At 50.7% G+C, this 20,019-nt stretch carries 13 protein-coding genes; 7 read left to right on the forward strand and 6 right to left on the reverse strand.

Going from position 1 to position 20,019, the window contains the following annotated elements; all coding sequences use genetic code 11:
- Nucleotides 1–89 precede the first annotated feature (89 nt).
- The 3 genes from Pan161_RS12075 (at nucleotide 90) to mnmA (ending at nucleotide 4,723) form a co-directional block, all read left to right on the forward strand.
- Entirely contained in the window at nucleotides 90–2,225 is a 2,136-nt protein-coding gene (locus tag Pan161_RS12075) for a c-type cytochrome domain-containing protein (RefSeq protein WP_197995841.1), read from the forward strand.
- A gap of 144 nt (nucleotides 2,226–2,369) precedes the next feature.
- Nucleotides 2,370–3,377 carry a cation diffusion facilitator family transporter gene (locus Pan161_RS12080; RefSeq protein ID WP_145227113.1) on the forward strand — a complete coding sequence of 336 codons (1,008 nt, stop codon included), beginning with the start codon at nucleotides 2,370–2,372 and terminating at the stop codon, nucleotides 3,375–3,377.
- A 236-nt stretch (nucleotides 3,378–3,613) separates the two neighbouring features.
- Entirely contained in the window at nucleotides 3,614–4,723 is a 1,110-nt protein-coding gene (gene mnmA, locus Pan161_RS12085; RefSeq protein WP_145227115.1) for a tRNA 2-thiouridine(34) synthase MnmA, read from the forward strand.
- A gap of 6 nt (nucleotides 4,724–4,729) precedes the next feature.
- Here mnmA and Pan161_RS12090 read toward each other — a convergent pair whose 3' ends face one another.
- Nucleotides 4,730–7,702: an MMPL family transporter gene (locus tag Pan161_RS12090; protein ID WP_145227117.1), complete on the reverse strand. Its 2,973-nt coding sequence runs from the start codon at nucleotides 7,700–7,702 to the stop codon at nucleotides 4,730–4,732.
- A gap of 603 nt (nucleotides 7,703–8,305) precedes the next feature.
- On the opposite strand from Pan161_RS12090, the gene Pan161_RS12095 reads away from it, so the two are divergent.
- A complete protein-coding gene (locus Pan161_RS12095) occupies nucleotides 8,306–9,457 on the forward strand; it encodes a hypothetical protein (protein WP_145227119.1) in 1,152 nt (383 codons plus the stop codon).
- Between the two features lie 84 nt (nucleotides 9,458–9,541).
- Here Pan161_RS12095 and Pan161_RS12100 read toward each other — a convergent pair whose 3' ends face one another.
- Nucleotides 9,542–11,254, reverse strand: a complete 1,713-nt coding sequence (locus Pan161_RS12100; protein WP_145227121.1) for a glutamine--tRNA ligase/YqeY domain fusion protein — start codon at nucleotides 11,252–11,254, stop codon at nucleotides 9,542–9,544.
- Nucleotides 11,255–11,317: 63 nt separating this feature from the next.
- Nucleotides 11,318–12,889, reverse strand: a complete 1,572-nt coding sequence (gene gltX / locus Pan161_RS12105) for a glutamate--tRNA ligase (protein ID WP_145227123.1) — start codon at nucleotides 12,887–12,889, stop codon at nucleotides 11,318–11,320.
- A 239-nt stretch (nucleotides 12,890–13,128) separates the two neighbouring features.
- On the opposite strand from gltX, the gene Pan161_RS12110 reads away from it, so the two are divergent.
- Entirely contained in the window at nucleotides 13,129–13,794 is a 666-nt protein-coding gene (locus Pan161_RS12110; RefSeq protein WP_145227125.1) for a hypothetical protein, read from the forward strand.
- Between the two features lie 25 nt (nucleotides 13,795–13,819).
- On the opposite strand, the gene Pan161_RS12115 is transcribed toward Pan161_RS12110, so the two are convergent.
- Both Pan161_RS12115 and Pan161_RS12120 read right to left on the reverse strand, forming a co-directional pair.
- Nucleotides 13,820–14,197 carry a DNA polymerase ligase N-terminal domain-containing protein gene (locus Pan161_RS12115; RefSeq protein ID WP_145227126.1) on the reverse strand — a complete coding sequence of 126 codons (378 nt, stop codon included), beginning with the start codon at nucleotides 14,195–14,197 and terminating at the stop codon, nucleotides 13,820–13,822.
- Nucleotides 14,194–15,327: a glycosyltransferase family 4 protein gene (locus Pan161_RS12120; protein ID WP_145227128.1), complete on the reverse strand. Its 1,134-nt coding sequence runs from the start codon at nucleotides 15,325–15,327 to the stop codon at nucleotides 14,194–14,196. The genes Pan161_RS12115 and Pan161_RS12120 overlap by 4 nt, the downstream gene beginning before the upstream one ends.
- 267 nt (nucleotides 15,328–15,594) lie before the next feature.
- Between Pan161_RS12120 and Pan161_RS12125 the strand changes: the two genes are divergently transcribed.
- Complete coding sequence (locus tag Pan161_RS12125; RefSeq protein WP_145227130.1) at nucleotides 15,595–16,626, forward strand: exonuclease/endonuclease/phosphatase family protein; 1,032 nt, start codon at nucleotides 15,595–15,597, stop codon at nucleotides 16,624–16,626.
- Nucleotides 16,627–16,633: 7 nt separating this feature from the next.
- On the opposite strand, the gene Pan161_RS12130 is transcribed toward Pan161_RS12125, so the two are convergent.
- Nucleotides 16,634–17,806, reverse strand: coding sequence for a metallophosphoesterase (locus tag Pan161_RS12130; RefSeq protein WP_197995842.1), 1,173 nt, complete (start codon nucleotides 17,804–17,806; stop codon nucleotides 16,634–16,636).
- A gap of 219 nt (nucleotides 17,807–18,025) precedes the next feature.
- Between Pan161_RS12130 and Pan161_RS12135 the strand changes: the two genes are divergently transcribed.
- Nucleotides 18,026–19,855 (forward strand): UbiD family decarboxylase, encoded by a 1,830-nt coding sequence (locus tag Pan161_RS12135; protein WP_145227134.1) that lies wholly within the window; start codon nucleotides 18,026–18,028, stop codon nucleotides 19,853–19,855.
- Nucleotides 19,856–20,019: the final 164 nt, after the last annotated feature.

Here is a 20,019-nt window from a genome sequence, read left to right on the forward strand (position 1 = left end):
GTTAAACTGACACAGTCTAACTTTTCTGATCGATAGAACTAACACCGGGGCCTGCTTCGACAGACTTCAGACAAAATATGGTTACGATAATGAAATACTTACTTTCTAATGAATGGCACAAGCTTACCAGATGCAGTCTGATTGCTGCCGGTATGGTTTCGATCGCGCTATTTTCTACTCCGGTTTTAGCCGAAGAGAAAAAAGAGGATGTCAAGAAAAAACCGAAGATCACTTTTGATGAGCATATCAAACCGATCTTTCGGGCCAAATGTTTTGCCTGCCACAATACAGACAAAAAAGCCTCCGGTCTGGATCTGACCAACTATACAGGTCTGATGCAGGGGGGAGCTGCTGGAGAATCTGTCGAACCCGGTGATGCAGAAGGCAGCTATCTGTATATGCTGGTCACACATGAATCTGAACCCTTCATGCCTCCGAAAGCAGACAAATTGCCTGCAAATGAACTTGCACTCATCCAGGAATGGATCAGTTCCGGTGCTCCCGAAAATGCGGGCAGTAAAGTAACCATCAAAAAACCGAAATTCGATTTCGCGCTGAAAGGTGCCTCTTCCGGCAAACCGGATGGACCACCGCCGATGCCACCCCGTTTGAGCCTGGAACCTATCGTCCATACGAGTCTCTCGACCACTGTTACTGCACTCGCGACCAATCCCTGGTCACCATTAGCTGCCGTCGCAGGTCAGAAGCAGATTCTGCTCTATAACACAAAAACTCTCGAACTTCTGGGGGTATTGCCTTTTCCAGAAGGTGTCCCGCATGTGCTGAAATTCAGCCGTAACGGCAGTCTCTTGCTGGCAGGTGGCGGGCATGCTGCTGCCAGTGGTCGTGTTGTTGTCTGGGACGTAAAAACCGGCAAACGTCTGTTTGAAGTAGGTGATGAACTCGACACTGTTCTGTGTGCAGACATCAGTTCCGATCAGAGATTCATCGCATTGGGTAGCCCGAGTAAAGTCATTCGCGTGTACTCAACCAGTAATGGCGAACTCGCCTATGAAATCCGTAAACATACGGACTGGATGACTGGCCTGTCTTTCAGCCCCGATTCCGTTCTGCTCTGTTCCGGAGATCGTAACGGCGGCGCCTTTGTCTGGGAAGCTGCCTCTGGCAATGAATATCTGACACTGAAAGGCCATAAAGGGGGCATCACAGGAATCACGTGGCGTTCCGATTCAAACCTGGTGGCAACCAGTAGTGAAGACCAGTCTGTGAAACTCTGGGAAGTGCAAAACGGTACGAATATCAAATCCTGGAATGCCCATGGCGGCGGAACTTCGAGTGTCGAATTCGCCCGCGATGGCCGCCTGGTAACCTGTGGTCGTGACCGTGTCACCAAGGTCTGGGATCAGGCAGGAAAACAGCTGAAGGCACTCCCTGCTTTTGGAGATATTGCAGTCAGTGTGACGATTTGTGATGAAACTAATCGTGTGATTGCCAGCGACTGGACCGGCAAGGTTAAAGTCTGGAATGCTGCCGACGGGAAAGAAGTCGGTGCGCTCTCAGCCAATCCAGTACCTCTGTCATCGCGTTTGACCGCAGCGACTGCTGGCGTTCAGACCAGCCAGGCCAATCATCAGAAACTGCTGGCCGCTGCTCAGGCAGATCAGGCAGCGGTCGCTAAAATCAACGCTGATATCGCAGCCACACAGAAACAGCAGACTGATCTGCAAAACGGTTTAAATGGTTTGAATGCAAATCTGGCAGCTGCTCAAAAAGCTCTGGCAGCAGCTCAGGCAGGCGCAACAAATTCCACAAACCAGATCAAAGCGATTGATACTCCGCTCCCCGCGATTAAAGAAGCCCATGCGAAAGCAGATGCGATCAGCAAACAGGTTGCGGGAGATAAAGAACTGGCAGAAGCGGCTGCAAAACTGAAAGCTGCCGTTGATAAACGCGAAGCTGCTAAAGCCGCAGAACAGAAAACTCTGGCAGCCCATCAAGCCGCGGTCAAAGACAATCAGGCAAAGATTGCTCAATACACGCCGCAAATCAAGCAGACGACGGATGCATTGAACACCGCCAAAGCCAAAGTCGTAGCGCTTCAGAAGACACTCAAACCAGCGACCGATAAAGCAACGGCTTCACAAAATGCCGCCAATGCCGCTGCAACAGCTTTAGCGGCTGCTCAGAATGAAGTCAAACGCTGGCAGGCTGAAATTGAATTCTCCAAACAACTCAATAATGCCCAGGCCAGTACAGCCAAATAAATAGACGATCTCTTTCAGAAAGCCCTTTGAGTACCTGCTCAAAGGGCTTTTTTTGCGCCACACCGAATAGAACTCTCCTCTCTTTTCTGTTAATTTATTGACAGATTAAATTTCGAATGAATTCTTGAAGTGGAGCAGTAAAGAATGGCGCAAAGCAACTCCCGGTTCGCAGTGATTGCGGCCTTGATCGGAAATGCCGTAATCACCGTTGTTAAGGGAGCAACATTTCTGATCACCGGTTCCGGCGCCATGCTGTCAGAAACGATTCACTCAGTCGCTGACTTTTTGAATCAGGTACTGTTGCTGATTGGCCTGGTCCGCGCTGATCAGGCACCTGATAAACGATTTGAATACGGTTATGCAGGTGAGCGGTATGTGTGGGCACTCATTTCAGCTGTCGGTATTTTCTTTCTGGGTTGTGGCGTTACCATTTATCATGGTGTGCAGTCCCTGTTCCATCCACCCGAACTGATTTTGGGAGAAATGAAATGGGCTATTGCCGCCCTACTCTTTGCCCTGGTGATTGATGGCATCGTCTTTTTCCTGGCACTGAAAGGGGAATGGAAGAATGCAGCCCGGGAAGGTCGGCCGTTCCATCAATATCTGCGCAAAGAAGCAGACCCGGCTGCGGTCGCTGTCATCCTTGAAGACGGTGCCGCCTGTGTGGGTGTGATCATCGCATTAATCGCGATCATGCTGACCCAGATCACAGGGCATCATTACTGGGATGCCATTGGTTCCATTGGTATTGGTGTGCTGCTGGGGGGCATCGCAGTCTGGTTGATCATTCGCAATCAGGAGTTGCTGGTCGGGCCCAGTATTCCTCCCCAAACCCGAGAACAGGTCGTACGTATCCTGAAAAATAATCCATTAGTAGAAGATGTCATCGATCTCCGCTCACGCATTCTTTCCATTGATAATTATCGTATCAAAGCAGATCTCAGCTTTAATTCCCGGGAACTGTTTAAACGCCTTAAGAAAAAAACATTGGCCGCATATCCCGAAATTAAAAGCGAACAGGATTTCGAATTGTTTTGTCAGAACTATACTGAAGATGTTTTGACGATGCTGGCGGATGAAATTGATAAAATTGAAGCGGAAATCCAGCGTCAGATTCCCGAAGCGCAACATCTGGACCTGGAAGCGAACTGAGGATCTTAAGCGAAATCGCATCACATTTATTCATAGCGTCTCACGATCTATTATACTCGGTCCAAATGGCTCTGGAGACGCTACAGTAAAACTGGACACAGTCTAGCCAAAAATGCCCGATTTCATTTGAATTCGCTGCTTTCAGCAGTCCACTTAACTGTGATCATTCCGGGAGCCGTCTATAATAGGGCTGAGTTTCCCGACAATTACAGTATATTACATCGAGTTATTTTGATATGTCTCAGCGTGTTGTCCTGGCAATGAGTGGTGGTGTGGACAGTTCCGCAGCCGCTCATTTATTACTGGAACAGGGTTATGAAGTCATCGGACTGTTCATGCGGTCCGGCGCGACTGAGGAAACGGCTTGCGCAACGGAAGACAAACAGAGCCTGCCTGTATTGAATCTCAAAGCGCACAAGCAGGGCTGCTGCTCGGCCAGTGACGCGGCAGATGCCCGTCGTGTGGCTGATATGCTGGATATCCCCTTTCATGCCTTGAATTTCAAGGATGCTTTCGGACGGATCAAAGATTACTTCGCCGATGAATACCTGGCGGGCCGTACTCCCAACCCTTGTGTGATGTGCAATAACTGGCTGAAATTCGGCAAGCTCTGGGATTTTGCAGAACAGGTAGGGGCCTCCTATATTTCCACGGGCCATTATGCTCAACTGACGTCCGTTCCCGGCGAAACCCAGCCAGCCCTGATGCGAGGCCTCGACCGATCGAAAGATCAGTCCTACGTGCTGTTCGGAATCAATCGTGAACTGCTCGATAAAATTATCTTTCCCGTGGGTGGATTCGTCAAACCGGAAATCCGTGAGATGGCCGGGGAAGCCGGGCTGCGCACGGCCAATAAACCAGACAGTCAGGAAATCTGTTTCATTCCCGATAACGACTACTTTGGCTTTCTAAATCGCTATCGGGGTCCGCAGGAAACCGCGGGTGAAATGGTTGATACCAGTGGTAATGTCGTAGGACAGCATACCGGCTATGAGAATTATACGATCGGTCAGCGCAAGCGTCTGGGCGTTGCCTTTGGTACGCCCCGCTTTGTGATCAAAATCGAACCGGAAACGAATCGCGTGGTGATCGGCACCCGGGATGAACTGGCACGCAACTCTCTGGAAGCGAACCGCTCCAACTGGTTGATTGATGACCCTGGCTCAGAAATTCGCTGTCAGGCACAAATACGTTATCAGCACAAAGAAGCGGATTGCTTAGTCGAAATTCTGGACGAGGATCGCTTCCGTGTCACCTTTGACGATCCGGAATACGGTGTGGCCCCCGGTCAGGCAGTGGTACTCTATGATGCAGACCGCGTACTGGGTGGCGGCTGGATCATGTAAGCAGCATCAGGCAGCGGCTTCCATTCGTTCCTGATTTTGTCGCTTCTTCTTGCGATTCCGCTGGGTGTCGTCTTCGTCATCCATGATGATGGAATCAGTAGCTTCCTGACGATTAGAGATCCAGGTCAAGAGTGCCGGTAAAGTCACCAGTGAGATAAACAGGCAGCAGGCAACACCAATGACCAGGACCAGCCCCACGCTATAGAGACCACGATGCGTGGCAACCATCATGCTGCCGAAGCCAATCATGGAGGTCAGGGAAGTCATCACAATCGCATTGATGGTGCTGGGAGAAGTCTTATAGGGGCCTTTTCTCATACGGAAATCATGCACCACGTGCACACCGTCATCGACGCCAATCCCTAATATTAAGGGCAACACAATCAGATTAGCAGGATTCAGATCGATCGAAGTCATCGCCAGAATTCCAAACATGACAATCCCCCCAACGACAGGCGGCAGCATGGTGAGTAATGCATGACAGACACTACTGCGATCTAAAACAAAGGAGACTCCAAAACTCATGATCAGAAACATGCCGATCGCTGCTTCGACGCTGATCGGAGTCCCCCGATTGAACAGAATAAACCAGGTACAGACCGCCAGAATCACCGAGGGGAGCAATGCCATCGCTGCATGGCTGCGGCTCAAATAATCGATTAACAACACAATACAAATCACAGCCAACGCATAAATGGAAGCGGTCTTGTAACTCAGTTTGATCTGCTGGGCTGCTTCGTAATTCTGTAAAGGGGTACCTGTCACATCGGGATCAACCGAACGGACCTCTTTCACAAATTCTTCCAGAGGTTCGATCTCCCAGATATGATCACGGGGATAAACCTGAATCAACCATTTTCCTTCTGCACTGACAAAACGTGAAGTTAAGGAACGGGGAAGGTCAGAAAAACGGACCGGGGTCGAATCTGAGGCCCCCCGTAAAGCCTGGAACTGTCCCAGCAGGGAAGCCGTTGTTCGATACTGGAATTCATCCAGAAAGCGGGACTGCTGAGTCAGAGTCATCGATTCAAAACGATTGAGAAACTGATCGAGCATCCGGGCAGTCGTCTGGGCTGTGGGATGGTTATAACGAGACAACAGAACATAAAACTGTTCCAGCTTGCGTCCAATCGTCGAGGGATTCAGTCGATTCACCTGCGGGACTTCACGAGGTAAGTGTGTCAGTTGTGCGCGATAGGACTGCACGAGCAGATTGGTTTCCTGTGAGGAATGAGCGGGGACACGTGAAGCGAGTTCTTCAACATGATGAACGGCAGGCAGGGCTTCGAATTTCTTACGCAGCTCTCGGGCTTCTTCAGGGCTGTCAGCCACCGAGACCGCGAATAACAGTGAATTCTGGGCATCATTAAAGATACGTTTCTGAATCTCTACCGATTCCAGTCCAGAAGCCTGCAGGTTCAGCAGGTTGTAATCGTAAACGACTTTGGAACTCCAGCCGTCATCGGTCTTGTGTACCATCTGGCTGGCACAGAACGCGACGATCGCCAGAGATACGATTGCGACGGACCGCGGGAAGCGAATGATCATTTTCTGCAGCCATTTGCCCTGAAAAGGGGTCGGCATCTGTTTGACTTCCACGTCCTTATCTGCCCGTGAAAGCAGTGCGGGCAAAACAATGAATGTGGCAACCGCACACAACAGGATTCCGCCGCCGCCAATAAAGCCAAGTTCTGCGATCCCGAGGAATGGTGTTAAACCGGCACAATAAAACGCGAGCGCAGTTGTGATCGCAGCAGTCACGATCCCCGTGCCTACCGTCCGGGATGTCATCAGTAGTGCTGGCTCGAGGTCTTCCCCCCGATGCCGCAGTTCAATATATTTTGCCAGATAATGGATTCCAAAATCGATACCGAGACCAATCAATATGACCGCAAACGAGATCGAGAGAATATTCAGGTGGCCAATCGTCAGAGTGGTATAACCAAAGGCCCACGCCATCCCGGCAGCCAGCATGGTGAGCGTCAGTAAGGGATGACGAAAACCACGAAATCCGATAAACAATAACAGCCCCACCCCAAAGCAGGAAATGATCGAAGCGTTGATCATGTCCGCTTTGGACTTACGCATCTCGTCATTCTCAAGAACCGGGATTCCGGTCAAGCTGATTTTGGCTTCCGGATTTTCAGCGACCACTTCACCAATAATACCACGCATCTTTTCAATGGCTTTGGTGGCACCGTCAAAACCATCTTCCTGATGAACGGGAAATACTTTGAGGAAGCCCATCGTACCGTTTTCATTGAGCAGGTAGATCACTTCACGAGAGCGTTCACGCATGCGTTCATTCACGGGAACAATGGAAGGCCATGGAGACCGGAAATCGTTCTGATCAGCCAAAAACCGTGACATGCTGCTGGATAGTATGGCGGCATGCTGAAACAGAGGTTCCAGGTATTGATCTGTGTCAGCACCACGATAACTTGCTGAGCGTGACTGAATCTGATAACGCAGGCGATCATAGAGCAGATCGACCTGAGTCAGATCCCAACGTCCATTGCGGTAGATCGGCCCATATTCATCAAGTCGATTCAAACCCGCCTGTAACTGACGTGGCGTTAAATACTGAAGCCCTTTCGAGGGTAAGTCGCCCGGATTAATCTGATACAACGGATTTTCGAACAGCTCCGGATGCTTTTCAATGCGCTGACCCAGTATTCGTAATACAGATTTAATGGATTCAGGTGAATCTGCTTCGACCACACACACGAGGTCAGACGAACTGCCGAAGCTTTCGGTGTAGTTGATCCATTTCTTATGAAAGGCGGCCGTCGGGTCGATTAAATCAGCGCGATCTGTTTTGAATTCGAGGCGGAATACCGTCAGCAGTACACAGCCAATCGAGACGATCAGCGCAAAGGCCAGACTGAATTTGGAATGCGTGATCACAAACTGTGTCATCGCAGCCAGAGTCTCGCTGAGGAAAGATCGTTCCTGATTGTCGGGGGAGAGATTATCCACAGAACACTTCCGTGTGTTACTTAAGTCGATCTCTCGTTCGATCTAAACAACCGGGCAGAAGTGAAGGGATCGAGTCTATGAGAGCATTTCGCGTATTACGAACTTGTGAGTTTACAGCAATCTCCGTATTGCCGGCAACATGAATCTTGTTTGTATTAAAGGTGTAAGTCCATTAAAACCAAAACTTTAATAAAACGCTGATCATATAAATATTTGAAGTCATCAGGGAGGAATCTCCGCAATTGACGTACGTAATTTGCCCGATAACAGGGATTTCATCGGCAATCTGGTATCAATGAGATCAACATTCTCGCTCAATCCCTTTGATCCTGCTTTAATTTTTTGGAGGCTCCCTCAATCCCATAAAAAGGAAGGAATCTCGTAACTCTTTTGAAAACAGCAGATTAGCACCAATAACCCATTAAACAGAAGCACGGGTATCGGCATTTTGTGGAATCCCACTTGACCCCATTTTCAATATTTCATAAAAAACCTGCCCCATCGCAATGATTCGGCAGCAAGCCTTAGCTGTCAGATGTTGCACACTTCACATTGACTCCATTAAATACCCCCTCTCAAAGACTCTCTTTGTAGGACATGCTCATGTTAAAAAGCGTCATTCGTTCGATTCCCGTAGTGGGAATTACATGTTTTTCATTGGCTGCAGGTACTGCTCAGGCTCAGTGGCTGCCCTTTAACAACTGTAATTCCTGTGCACCACCGCCGGTCGTGCAAAACTGTTGTCCACAACCTGTGGTGCAGTGTCCGATTCCAGTGACCCAGACAACCTATCGTCAGGTTCCTGTCACCGAGTATCGACCTGTCCAGCAGACTGTGATGAAACCAGTCGTTGAAACCAAATACGTCGATCAGCAGGTGACTGCCTATCGTCAGGTGATGGAGCCGAGAACCGTTGATGTTCCCTGCACCACATACCAGAATGTCACCGAGTGCCGCCAGGTGCAGAAGGACATGGGACGCTGGGTTACTCAACGTCAGTGTATCCCTCGTACTACTCCCTGTAACTACGACAACCGCCCGAATTTAATGGGCTGGATGAATCGTACCGGTTACTCGATGCGAATGGCATTCACTCCTCAATACAAGACCACACGTCACTATGTTCCCAACGTTGTTGTGCAGAACGTCCCCGTCACACGACAGGTCGCCGTGCAACAGTCTCGGAAAGTGACATACAATGTTGCGAAAATGGTTCCCTACACCACAACTCGCAAGGTTGCCGTGAACTCAACACGCTATGTGAAAACCACTGTGACGGCAATGAAACCGGTCACCGTCATGCGATCCATACCTACTACTCGGACTGCTTATGTGTATCCATCCAATGGTGGGTTCAATGGAACGACTACCGCTTTACTGCCTTCACCTGAACCTTACATTTCAGCAGAAGCACCACAGCCTGTCCGTCAACGTTCGGCTCTGAACAAGAAAAAATATGATGACTCGTTTGATGCAAACGGGGAACCATACAAACGTGATCCTGCTTCTGATCCTCGACGATCCAGCCTGGATGACGATTCTTCGTTCCGTCGCTCTTCGTACGAAGTTCCTCAGGAATCAACAGCACCGGCCTTCCCTCCCACACGTCGTGCCGGATATGAACCTGATACTACAGAGAGACCACTGCCATCGATCGTTCGTGCCAGTGGCTGGACCCGCCGGGTTCCTCGGCCTGAACAGTCAGCTCCGGTCACTGCGAACAGCGATATTACCGTAGCACAGCGAACACCATAACTCAAAGTTAAAACATGAGCACTTTGAAGTGCATGGGCTCACTCGTCGAACCTCAGTTCGACGAGTGTTTTTTTTTGCGCCTGATTATTTGCCCTTCGGCTGGTTCTCCAACTGTTTTTCCAGTCGGGCCCAGGTATCACGCAGAGTCACCGTACGATTAAAAACTGGCTTTCCGGGGGTGGATTCGCGGGAATCGACACAAAAATACCCCAGTCGTTCAAACTGAAAGCGGCTTCCCGGCTCCGCCTCTTTCAGGCTGGGCTCCAGTTTGCATCCACTCAAAACCTGCAGGGAATGTGGATTCAGATTGGTTTTGTAATCAACGTCTTCAGGAACATCTTCCGGATCAGGCGTACTAAACAGGTGATCGTACAGCCTGACTTCTGCATCCAGCGCGTGTGCTTCTGAAACCCAGTGCAGAGTTGCTTTGACTTTGCGGCCATCGGGAGCATCCCCCCCTTTGGTTTCGGGATCATACGTGCAATGCAATTCAATGACCTCTCCGTTTTCGTCTTTGATCACATCGACACATGTCACGAAATAAGCATACCGCAGTCGTACTTCCTTGCCGGGAGACAATCGAAAGAACTTCTTCGGAGGGTCTTCCATGAAGTCTTCTTTTTCGATGTAGATCACCTTGGAGAACGGCACCTTCCGGGTTCCCGCAGATTCGTCATTGGGATTATTGACCGCATCGAGTTCTTCTGATGTGTCATCCGGATAATTGTCGATCACCACCCGTAATGGATGCAGAACTCCCATCACACGGGGGGCAGTCTGATTCAGATGATCGCGAATGCAGTTTTCCAGTACCACTTTATCGGTCATTGAGTTAAATTTAGTGACACCGATCGTTTTACAGAACGCCCGCAGCGACTCGGGAGTAACACCGCGTCTTCGCATGCCACAAATTGTGGGCATACGAGGATCATCCCAGCCGGAAACATAATCGCCTTTGACGAGTTCCAGCAGCTTGCGTTTGCTCATCACGGTATAAGTCATGTTGAGTCGCGCGAATTCGATCTGCTGAGGATGAAAGATTTCCAGTTCTTCCAGAATCCAGTCGTAGAGTGGTCGATGATCTTCAAACTCCAGCGTACAGATTGAGTGAGTGACCTTTTCAATCGAATCGGAAATACAATGCGTGTAATCGTACATGGGATAAATGCACCACTTATCCCCGGTCCGGTGGTGATGTACATGACGAACGCGATAGATGACAGGATCACGCATGTGAAAATTCGGTGAGGCCAGATCAATCTTTGCTCTGAGTACGTATTCCCCTTCTTTGAATTCGCCATTCTTCATGCGTTCGAACAGCGCCAGATTTTCCTCGACAGACCGTGATCGTCCCGGACTGGGTTTACCAGGTTCGGTAGCGGTCCCGCGGTACTCGCGCATCTTGTCTACAGGCAGGTCACAGGCGTAGGCTTTCCCTTTTTTGATCAGCCTCACGGCGTGTTCAAACAGTTGATCAAAATAATCGGAGGCAAAATATTCTCGATCTTCCCAGTCGAAGCCGAGCCAGCGCACGTCTTCTTTGATAGAGTCAACGTATTCGACATCTTCTTTCTCAGGGTTCGTATCGTCGAACCGCAAATTACAGAGCCCCCCGGGATTTTCATTGGCGATCCCAAAGTTCAGACAGATCGACTTGGCATGACCGATGTGCAGATATCCGTTAGGCTCAGGGGGGAAGCGTGTCATCACACGGCCATCATGTTTGCCCCTGCGGTTATCTTCCTGAATGATCGTACGAATGAAATCGGTTGACTTCGTTTCTTCGGGAGTTGACATCCCTTACTCCTTAATGGAATTCTTCAGTGACAGGCCATGCCTGTATTTTGTTTTCAGCGCGACTCAGACATTCTGCGTGAGACCAATCGCCCGATCGATTCGCCTGAGACAGCTCTCTTTTCCCAGAATCGACAGGCAATCAAACATCCCGATTCCGGTTCCTTTGCCGCTGACGGCAACTCTCAGGGCATGAATGATCTGTCCCATGCCAATTCCTTCGGCTTCCACGAATTCATGCAGCAACTGATCGAGGGCCGACGCAGAGAAATCGTCCGCCTGAGCCAGCTGACCCTTAAACTTTTCTAACAGCGCTACTGCTTCTTCCGATTTCTGAATCCGCTTTTTAAAGGCTTTGTCATCATATTCCAGTTGATCGTCGGCCACAAAAAACTCGTCGAACTCCAGAATATCACTGGCCACTTTCAAACGGTCTTCCATGCCGACAATCACGCGACTGATCCGCTCTTTCACTTCAGGCTGGCTGGCATCTTCTACCAGACCCGCTTTCTCCAGATAGGGACTGCAATGTTCGATTTTTTCTTCCAGTGACAACTGATTCATCCAATGTGACTGAAAGTTGAGTAACTTATCGGGATCCAGACCTGCAGCAGCTTTGACAATCCGATCGAGGGTAAAGTTCTCGACAATCGTCTCTAATGACATAAATTCGGTCTTATCATCCAACGACCAGCCCAGCCGCGCCAGAGAATTCAGAATCGCTTCGGGCAGGTAGCCGATCTTTTCGTAATATTCGACCATTACCGGATCCAGCCCGCCGGCGTTTTCCAGACCAATCCGCGGGAAAACGGCTTCCGCCTTATCGAACATTTTCTTGAACTGCGGGCTCTTGCGGTATTTATCGAGCTTTCGCTTACCCAGTTTTTCTTTCCCACCCGGCGCTGCCACAAACGGGATGTGGGCGAATTGAGGCAACTCGTACCCCAACGCCTGATAAATCAGTACCTGGACCGGAGTATTGGAAAGATGCTCTTCTGCTCGAATGACATGCGAGATCTGCATCTGTGCATCGTCGATGACGGTTGCCAGATTATATAGCGGCGTTCCATTTCCGCGGAGGATGACCGGATCGGGCATCAGTCCGGCATCAAATTCCACTCGACCACGCACGGCATCATCAATCTGAATTTTCTGATCACGGGGAACCAGCAGACGAACTACCGACGGACGCCCTTCCGCTGCATACTGCTCTAGTTCACTCTCGGTCAGTTCCAGGGAACGACGGATATTCAGATAGTTTTTCTTTTCCTGACTGGTGGCTTCGCGGTCGGCCTGAATCTGCTCCGGGGTATCATAATCCCGATACGCTTTCCCGGCTGCCAGTAACTTGTCGACGGCACCGCGATACAGATCATTTCGTTCGGACTGAAAGTAGGGACCATGCGAGCCGCCCACTTCGGGACCTTCATCCCAGTCGAGTCCCAGCCATTTAAAGGCCTGCAGAATGGGACCGAGTGCCTCTGACAGATTACGTTCCTGGTCGGTATCGTCAATGCGGAGAATAAACTGTCCCCCATTGTGTCTTGCCCAGAGCCAGTTGAAGAGCGCGGTCCGCATGCCTCCAATGTGCATATAGCCTGTAGGACTGGGAGCAAAACGCGTTCGAACAGTACTCATAAATAGACTCTTATCATTCGTAGGGAAAGCGATCAGGGTGTAAGAAAGTCGTGGAAAACACCCCAGGCAGCCAGGCGTCTCACGGAAGACTCGATTCAGACGACTGATCATAAAAGACCACCACCCATCCGACAAGTATATTTAGAGATACAACTTACTGCATTTTCACGTTTTCTGGGGTTTCCCCGGATGCTGGTACCGGTCTTGACGCTTTCCGCGACGCCACCTAGCATTCCTGCATGAAACGTTACCTGCTGTTCTTTTTTTTAGTGCTGCTGCTCCTGGGGGGGATTACCGGGGGGCTGTATTGGTCCTCTGCTCAGGTCCCCGATTTTTATCAGGAAGCGCTACAGGAACAGGTAGAACCGGAGGTGCGGCAGGAAGAAGCCAAAGAGTTTGTCCAGCGTTCCATGCAGGTTGTGAACGATGTCCGCAATCACGAGCCCCTCTGGTCACAGGAATTCAGCGAACAGCAGGTCAATGCCTGGCTGGCCGAGGAACTGCATCAGAAATATGATAAATGGGTCCCCAATGGTGTGACCGACCCGCGCATCCGGTTTGAAAAGAATCAGGTCGAGCTGGGATTTCACCTGACACTCTCCAAATGGTCGGGCATCATCAGCCTCAAATTCAAGCCCTGGCTGATGAAAGAAAATCGCCTGGTACTTGAGCTCGAACAGGCCCGCGCGGGTTTGCTCCCCATTCCGATTGATGAAGCCATTACCGAACTGATCCAGGAGGCACGCAAAGATGGCTGGTTCATCGAGTGGGGGCAGATGAACGACAATGATGCCCTGATCGTCTATCTGGATCGGCGCAAACCGGAACTGCCCGAGCTGACTGCGCTAGCCGTGGAAACCGGTCTGTTTCGGATCGCAGGTAAATCGGAATCAGACGCGCAGTAATGTTTTGTGTGGCAGCTGTATGTGATCAGAAAAAAGGGGTATAGTTCAGATCCCACTGGTTTTCCTCATCAGTCTTCTTCAACGTGACGCGTCCGGCAAGTTCTTCACCTGTCAGCAACGCTACGTATAAGCCTGCTTTTTTTTCCAGCAACGTGAACGACCCTTTGTCCCAACGCGCTACTGTGCCCCGATCTCCACTGACGGGTCCTTCGTATTCCAGGTAGACCAGTCGATGATCGGGCAGTGACTCGGCGGTCAGATCCAGTGATGTTTCATCGGAAGCAGGGTCGATTTCAGGTGGCACCGGCAGTCTCCAGGTCTTGAGAACCCCTGCCTCTTCCAGCATCAAATCCCAGTGCACTTCGGGATGGTCGTGGTGGAGAATTACGTATTGTTGCATCATGTTTTACTTTCGGAAATAGCCTGATCAAGCAGTTGCTCCCACTGCAGAAAGTATTTCTCTACAGAAAAACGTTCTGTCACCTGCAAAGCTTCGTTCGCCAGTCGATGGCGAAGTGCCTCATCCCCCAGCAGGCGTTTCAGCGCCTGCGCAAGCTCTGAAACGCTGCCTGCAGGAACGAGTAGACCGTCAGTCTCCGTTCGAATAATCTCTGCAGGTCCACTCTCACAATCAAAACTGATACACGCCAGGCCGCGGGACAGCGCCTGCAGGAGTGCATTAGGAAAACCTTCATACCGGGAAGGTAATACGAAGATCGCTCCCTGATCCAGTTGCAGTTCCGGTTCGGACGTCCAACCCGGTAACTCAACCTGATTCTGTAATCCCAGGTTATTGATTTGCTCTTGAAGAGAATCGCGGAGGGGACCTTCTCCTGCTATCTGTAATTTCCAATCCGGGAATTCAGCAGCCACCTTCGCAAACGCTTCAATCAGTAAATCAAAGCCTTTCTCATGAGAAAGACGCCCCAGGCCAAGAATCACTTTGGAAGGAGTTCGTACAGCAAGTGTTTCAGCCGAAACAGCGGGGACTTCCGGCGAACGAGGTACTGGTGCCGCATTCGGAATCACTTCGATGTGAGTCGATTTCAACCATTGCCTGCAGAAATCAGCCACTCCCTGTGTCTGAACGACCAGGGTACGCGCACGCGGATAAGTTCGTTTGCGCAGGAACGACCAGAGTCTGCCAATCGGATGATGCCGCGGGTCAGAGCGTTCTGAGATAAGCACGGGACAGCGCATCTTTCCGGTCGCCAGCAGCGTCAACACATTTATTCGATCTGTGAGACTGATCACAGCATCCGGTTGGGATCGGGCAATCGCCGACTGCAGAAAATTAATTCTCAACCTGTTATTGGAGATGGCTTGAAACAGATTTTCCGAATCCTGCATGAGGTCGAGCGCGACTCGCTGCACGCCTGCCTCCAGCGTAAAGGTATCGGTTTCTGCAGAATCGAGGGTAATCAGGGTTACTTCATGCCCCTGCTTTGCCCAATGATTGGCCATCATGGCTGCAACTCCCTCGGCACCACCCAGGCTGAGAGAAGGAACGACAATGGTCAAACGACGTGACAAGATCTGCCCCCCCCTTATGTAAGCTATTGTTATCCTGAGAGATACGACATAGCACAAAAACTGCCTCTCAGTCTTAACGCCAGACTACCGCATCAGAGAACTCACAGCAAGCAGAAGCAATTCGTCCCGCTGATCCGATTGAAAATTGCTCTACGCGCTGATTCAGAAATCTGCTAGATTGCGACCCTCTCAACTCTCATCCCTCCCCGGCTCCCCTCCCCAAAATCTCTCGATACTCCCGTCATACGCATTGCCACGGATGGTACTATGGCCGAAAAGTCTAAAAAGAAAACATCTCTCGTTAAATCATGGAAACTGCGCGGACTGGCGCTGCTGCTCATCGGCTTGATGGGTGGAGGCATGTTCCATTTCGATATTGTCAAACCGAAACAGGTTACGCGCTGGGTTTCCGATATTATCTCATCGACGGTCTCCCCGTCGACTCCCTCTGACTGGAATGCGACAGAGATTGACCTGCCCCGATCCGATGAAACCATTCGCATCGCCACCTTTAACATTCAGGTGTTCGGTCAGAGTAAGATGCAGAAACCGGAAGTCCCTCAGATTCTGGCCCGCATCATTCAGCAGTTCGATGTGGTCGCAATTCAGGAAATTCGTGCGTTAGATCAGTCGTTTCTGGATGACTTTCTGAAGATTCTCAATGCGGGAGAACAGCAGTTCGGCTGCCTGGTCGGCCCCCGACAGGGTCGCACGGCCAGTAAGGAGCAGTACGCGTACTTCTATAATACAGCGCGGATTACCGTCAATGAAAAATGGACCTACACGGTCATTGACAAATACGACAAGTTACATCGACCGCCTTATGTCGCTCATTTTCAGACGCTCAGTCCTTCCAGCAGCAATCCCTTTACCTTTTCTCTGATCAATATCCACACCGATCCGGATGAAACCGATCAGGAACTGGATGTTCTGGATGACGTGTATCGTGTCGTCGCCAATGATGGCAGCCAGGAAGATGACGTCATTCTGCTGGGTGATCTGAATGTGGATGATCAGCACCTGGGCGAACTGGGTCGCGTATCTGACATCATGTGGACCGTTTCAAAAACACCAACCAATACCAGAAAATCAAAGCAATACGATAACATTCTATTCAACCGTCGTCGATCTCAGGAGTTTACAGGTCGGACGGGTGTTTATGATTTCCGAACCCGTTTCAAACTGTCAGAGAAAGAGGCACTCACGGTTTCTGATCATCTCCCCGTCTGGGCGGAATTTCATATATCCGAAAACGGTGGGGTGAGACAGGCATCCGCCGCACAGCCTGTAGCACGTTAAGCAGTCACTATTCGCCGGATCGCAGAGTTAACAGGCTAAACTCCGGACGACACAACCATCGCAGAGGATGAATCCCTGAGACGCCCCGGCTGACGTGCATCAATGTCGATTTTCGATAAAACGTACCACTGGTGTAGCGGGTCCCATGCACACTCGGAGCGAAAACCGGTCCGATTAACGGCAATCTGACCTGCCCGCCATGCGTATGCCCGGCGAGCACCAGATCATATCCCTGAGAACAGGCCCAGTAATAGTTATCCGGTGTGTGGCTGATAAGCAGCAGAAAATCAGCTGATTCCCCTCCCAATTGAGAAGGTAATACAGGATGCTGTCCCATCCAGGGGACTTCCGTTCCCGCCAGCAACATCGAATGACCAGCGTGTTCCAGCCGAAGTGTTTGTGAAGAGACATCAATCCAGCCCAGACGAGTCAGCGACATTCGTATCTGCTCACTCAGCTGATTCCAGTCATGGTTCCCCAGGATAAAATACCGTCCCAGGGGAGCCTGCAGCTGCCCCAATGTCTCGTCCAGCCAGTCCAGACAATGCATCTCATCGACCAGATCGCCTGAGAAAATGATGAGATCCGGTTTGGATTCCTGAGCAATCCGACACAGCTCACAAAAATAGTCTCTGGTCAGCGTTCCTGAGAAATGCAGGTCGCTCAAATGCAGGACCTTCAACCCGTCCCAGGCAGTCGGCAGTCGATCAAGCACAAAGGTTTTGCGAGAAAATTCGACACTGAAGATTTCATTTAAGGGCAGACCGGCGAGATAGTGATAAGGCCCGTTACCAATCAAAGTCTGACCCAGCCGTTCACGGACGTTTATGATCTCTGATTGGCTCTCTGTTTGAAGACGGGGAATACGGTAGAACAGATGTCTGAAAACAGAAACCAGTAACCCCAGAAAACCGAGAGTACAAAGCAGAAACACAGGCTTCCACCAGAAGGAGAGCTGACTCCACTCCCCACCGCGCAACACACCCGGGGAGTACAGGCCCACCATAACAAACAGAAATAGCGGAAAGGCCAGAATCATGAAGTAGGTCACGTGCCTTGTTTTTTTGAGCAAGGGCTCATGAACCGGGAGAGCATGCGTACGGTTAATGAATGTGACCCAGAGCTCTGCATGGCCTATTGATAACATGATCAAAATCAGGCCATTGATCCATTCTTCCATGAAACTGATTTCTAACAGAGCTGCTGAACAAGAATAAATGTGAACGAGCGCAATGCGGCGTATCATAGAGAATGAAAGCGGGAATGAAAATAGAAACCAGACACCAGGGTGGTACCAGATTGGCAGTTGCGTGGTATAATTCTTCAGCAAACGCTACGCTTCAGCTTGCAAAACTCAACATATCATCGATGATTTTTTGAAGATTGGAACCGTACCCCGATGGGATACCGTGGACTGCGTGCATGTGTGAACGACCTGGAACGAGCGGGTCAGTTAATTCGAATCGAACAGAAAATCGATGCGAATCTCGAAGCGGCAGAAATTCAGCGTCGCGTCTATCAGGCAGGAGGCCCGGCAGTCTTCTTCGCCAATGTCAAAGATTGCCGCTTTCCCATGGTCAGCAATCTGTTTGGCACGCTGGAACGCACGCGTTATATTTTTCGAGACGCCTTACAGGCCGTCAACCATCTGGTCGAATTGAAAGTTGATCCTTCCCGGTTCTGGAAACATCCCTTTCGATATCGGGATGTCCCCTTTTCCCTGCTCCACATGCTACCCCGCTCACGCAGGACCGGGCCCGTGATGGAGAATCAGATTCGCATCAGTGATTTGCCTCAGCTCAAAAGCTGGCCGAATGATGGTGGCCCCTTTGTCACGCTGCCACAGGTCTATACGGAATCCCCCAAACGGGGTGGGCTGATGAATTCCAACCTGGGAATGTACCGCATTCAACTGGATGGAAACGAATATCAGCCCGACCAGCAGATCGGCATGCATTATCAGATTCATCGCAGTATCGGTGTGCATCATGCAGAAGCGATTGAAAAAGGAGAGCCGCTCAAAGTCAACATTTTTGTCGGCGGTAGCCCTGCGATGACGCTCTCGGCGGTGATGCCTTTGCCGGAAGGGCTCTCCGAACTCACCTTCGCCGGCGCACTGAGCAAACGCGCCATTCGCATGGTGAAGAATAAAAAGGGACTGCCGATTTATGCCGATGCCGACTTCTGCATCACCGGCTGGATCGATCCTGAGAAACTGTTACCGGAAGGCCCGTTCGGCGATCACCTGGGCTACTATAGTCTGGCACACCCGTTTCCCGTGATGAATGTGGAAGCCGTCTATCATCGCAATGACGCCATCTGGCCTTTTACTGTGGTCGGCAGACCTCCACAGGAAGACACTGCCTTCGGTGCCATCATTCATGAGATTACCGGCCCCGCGATTCCATCCGTCATTCCCGGCGTACAGCAGGTCAATGCCGTCGATGCGGCCGGCGTACATCCCTTGCTACTGGCGATTGGCAGCGAACGCTATACACCCTATGACCAGGAACGCAAGCCACAGGAAATACTGACGAACGCCAATGCGATTCTCGGACAGGGACAATTGAGCCTGGCAAAATATCTGATGATTGTGGCCCGGGAGGATCGGCCCGAACTGGATGCCGAAGAGATTGAGGAATTCCTGTCCCATCTGCTCGAACGGATTGACTGGAAACGCGATCTGCATTTTCAGACCTGCACAACCATCGATACGCTGGATTATTCGGGAACCGGTTTCAATACTGGTTCCAAGGTTGTGATGGCGGCAGCCGGACCCGTGAAACGAAAATTACTGACAGAGATTCCGGCTGACTGTTCGTTGCCTGAGGGTTTCTCCCGTCCAAAACTATGTCGACCGGGAATCGTAGCGGTCAAAGCACCCGCGTACCAGGAACAGAATCACGACCTGCGCCGGTTCTCTGCAGAACTGCCTTCCAGCCACTCCCTGAATCAGTTCCCACTGATTGTGATCGTTGATGACAGTGAATTTACCGCGGCCAGCCTCAACAATTTTTTATGGACGGTCTTCACACGTTCCAATCCCGCCAGCGACATTGACGGCATTGATGCTTTTACGGAAAACAAGCACTGGGGCTGCCGTGGCGCTCTGGTGATTGATGCCCGGATTAAACCCTGGCACGCCCCGCCCCTGATTGAAGACCCCGAGATCACCCGACGCGTCGATCAACTGGGCGCCCCCGGCGGCCCATTGCATGGAATCATTTAATCGAGAAGTTCCGAGCAGCATCCTATTTGCTGCTCTATCCATTGATTCATATATACCAGGCATCAGTTAGGAAGACGAATTAATCTGTTTCTCTTAGACACACTGTGCACGTTTGGATACAATCAATCCTGTTTCAGATCCCGTCGCAATGAGGTGATCTTTCA

Origin of the sequence: Gimesia algae (assembly GCF_007746795.1) — a bacterium.
Lineage (GTDB): Bacteria > Planctomycetota > Planctomycetia > Planctomycetales > Planctomycetaceae > Gimesia > Gimesia algae.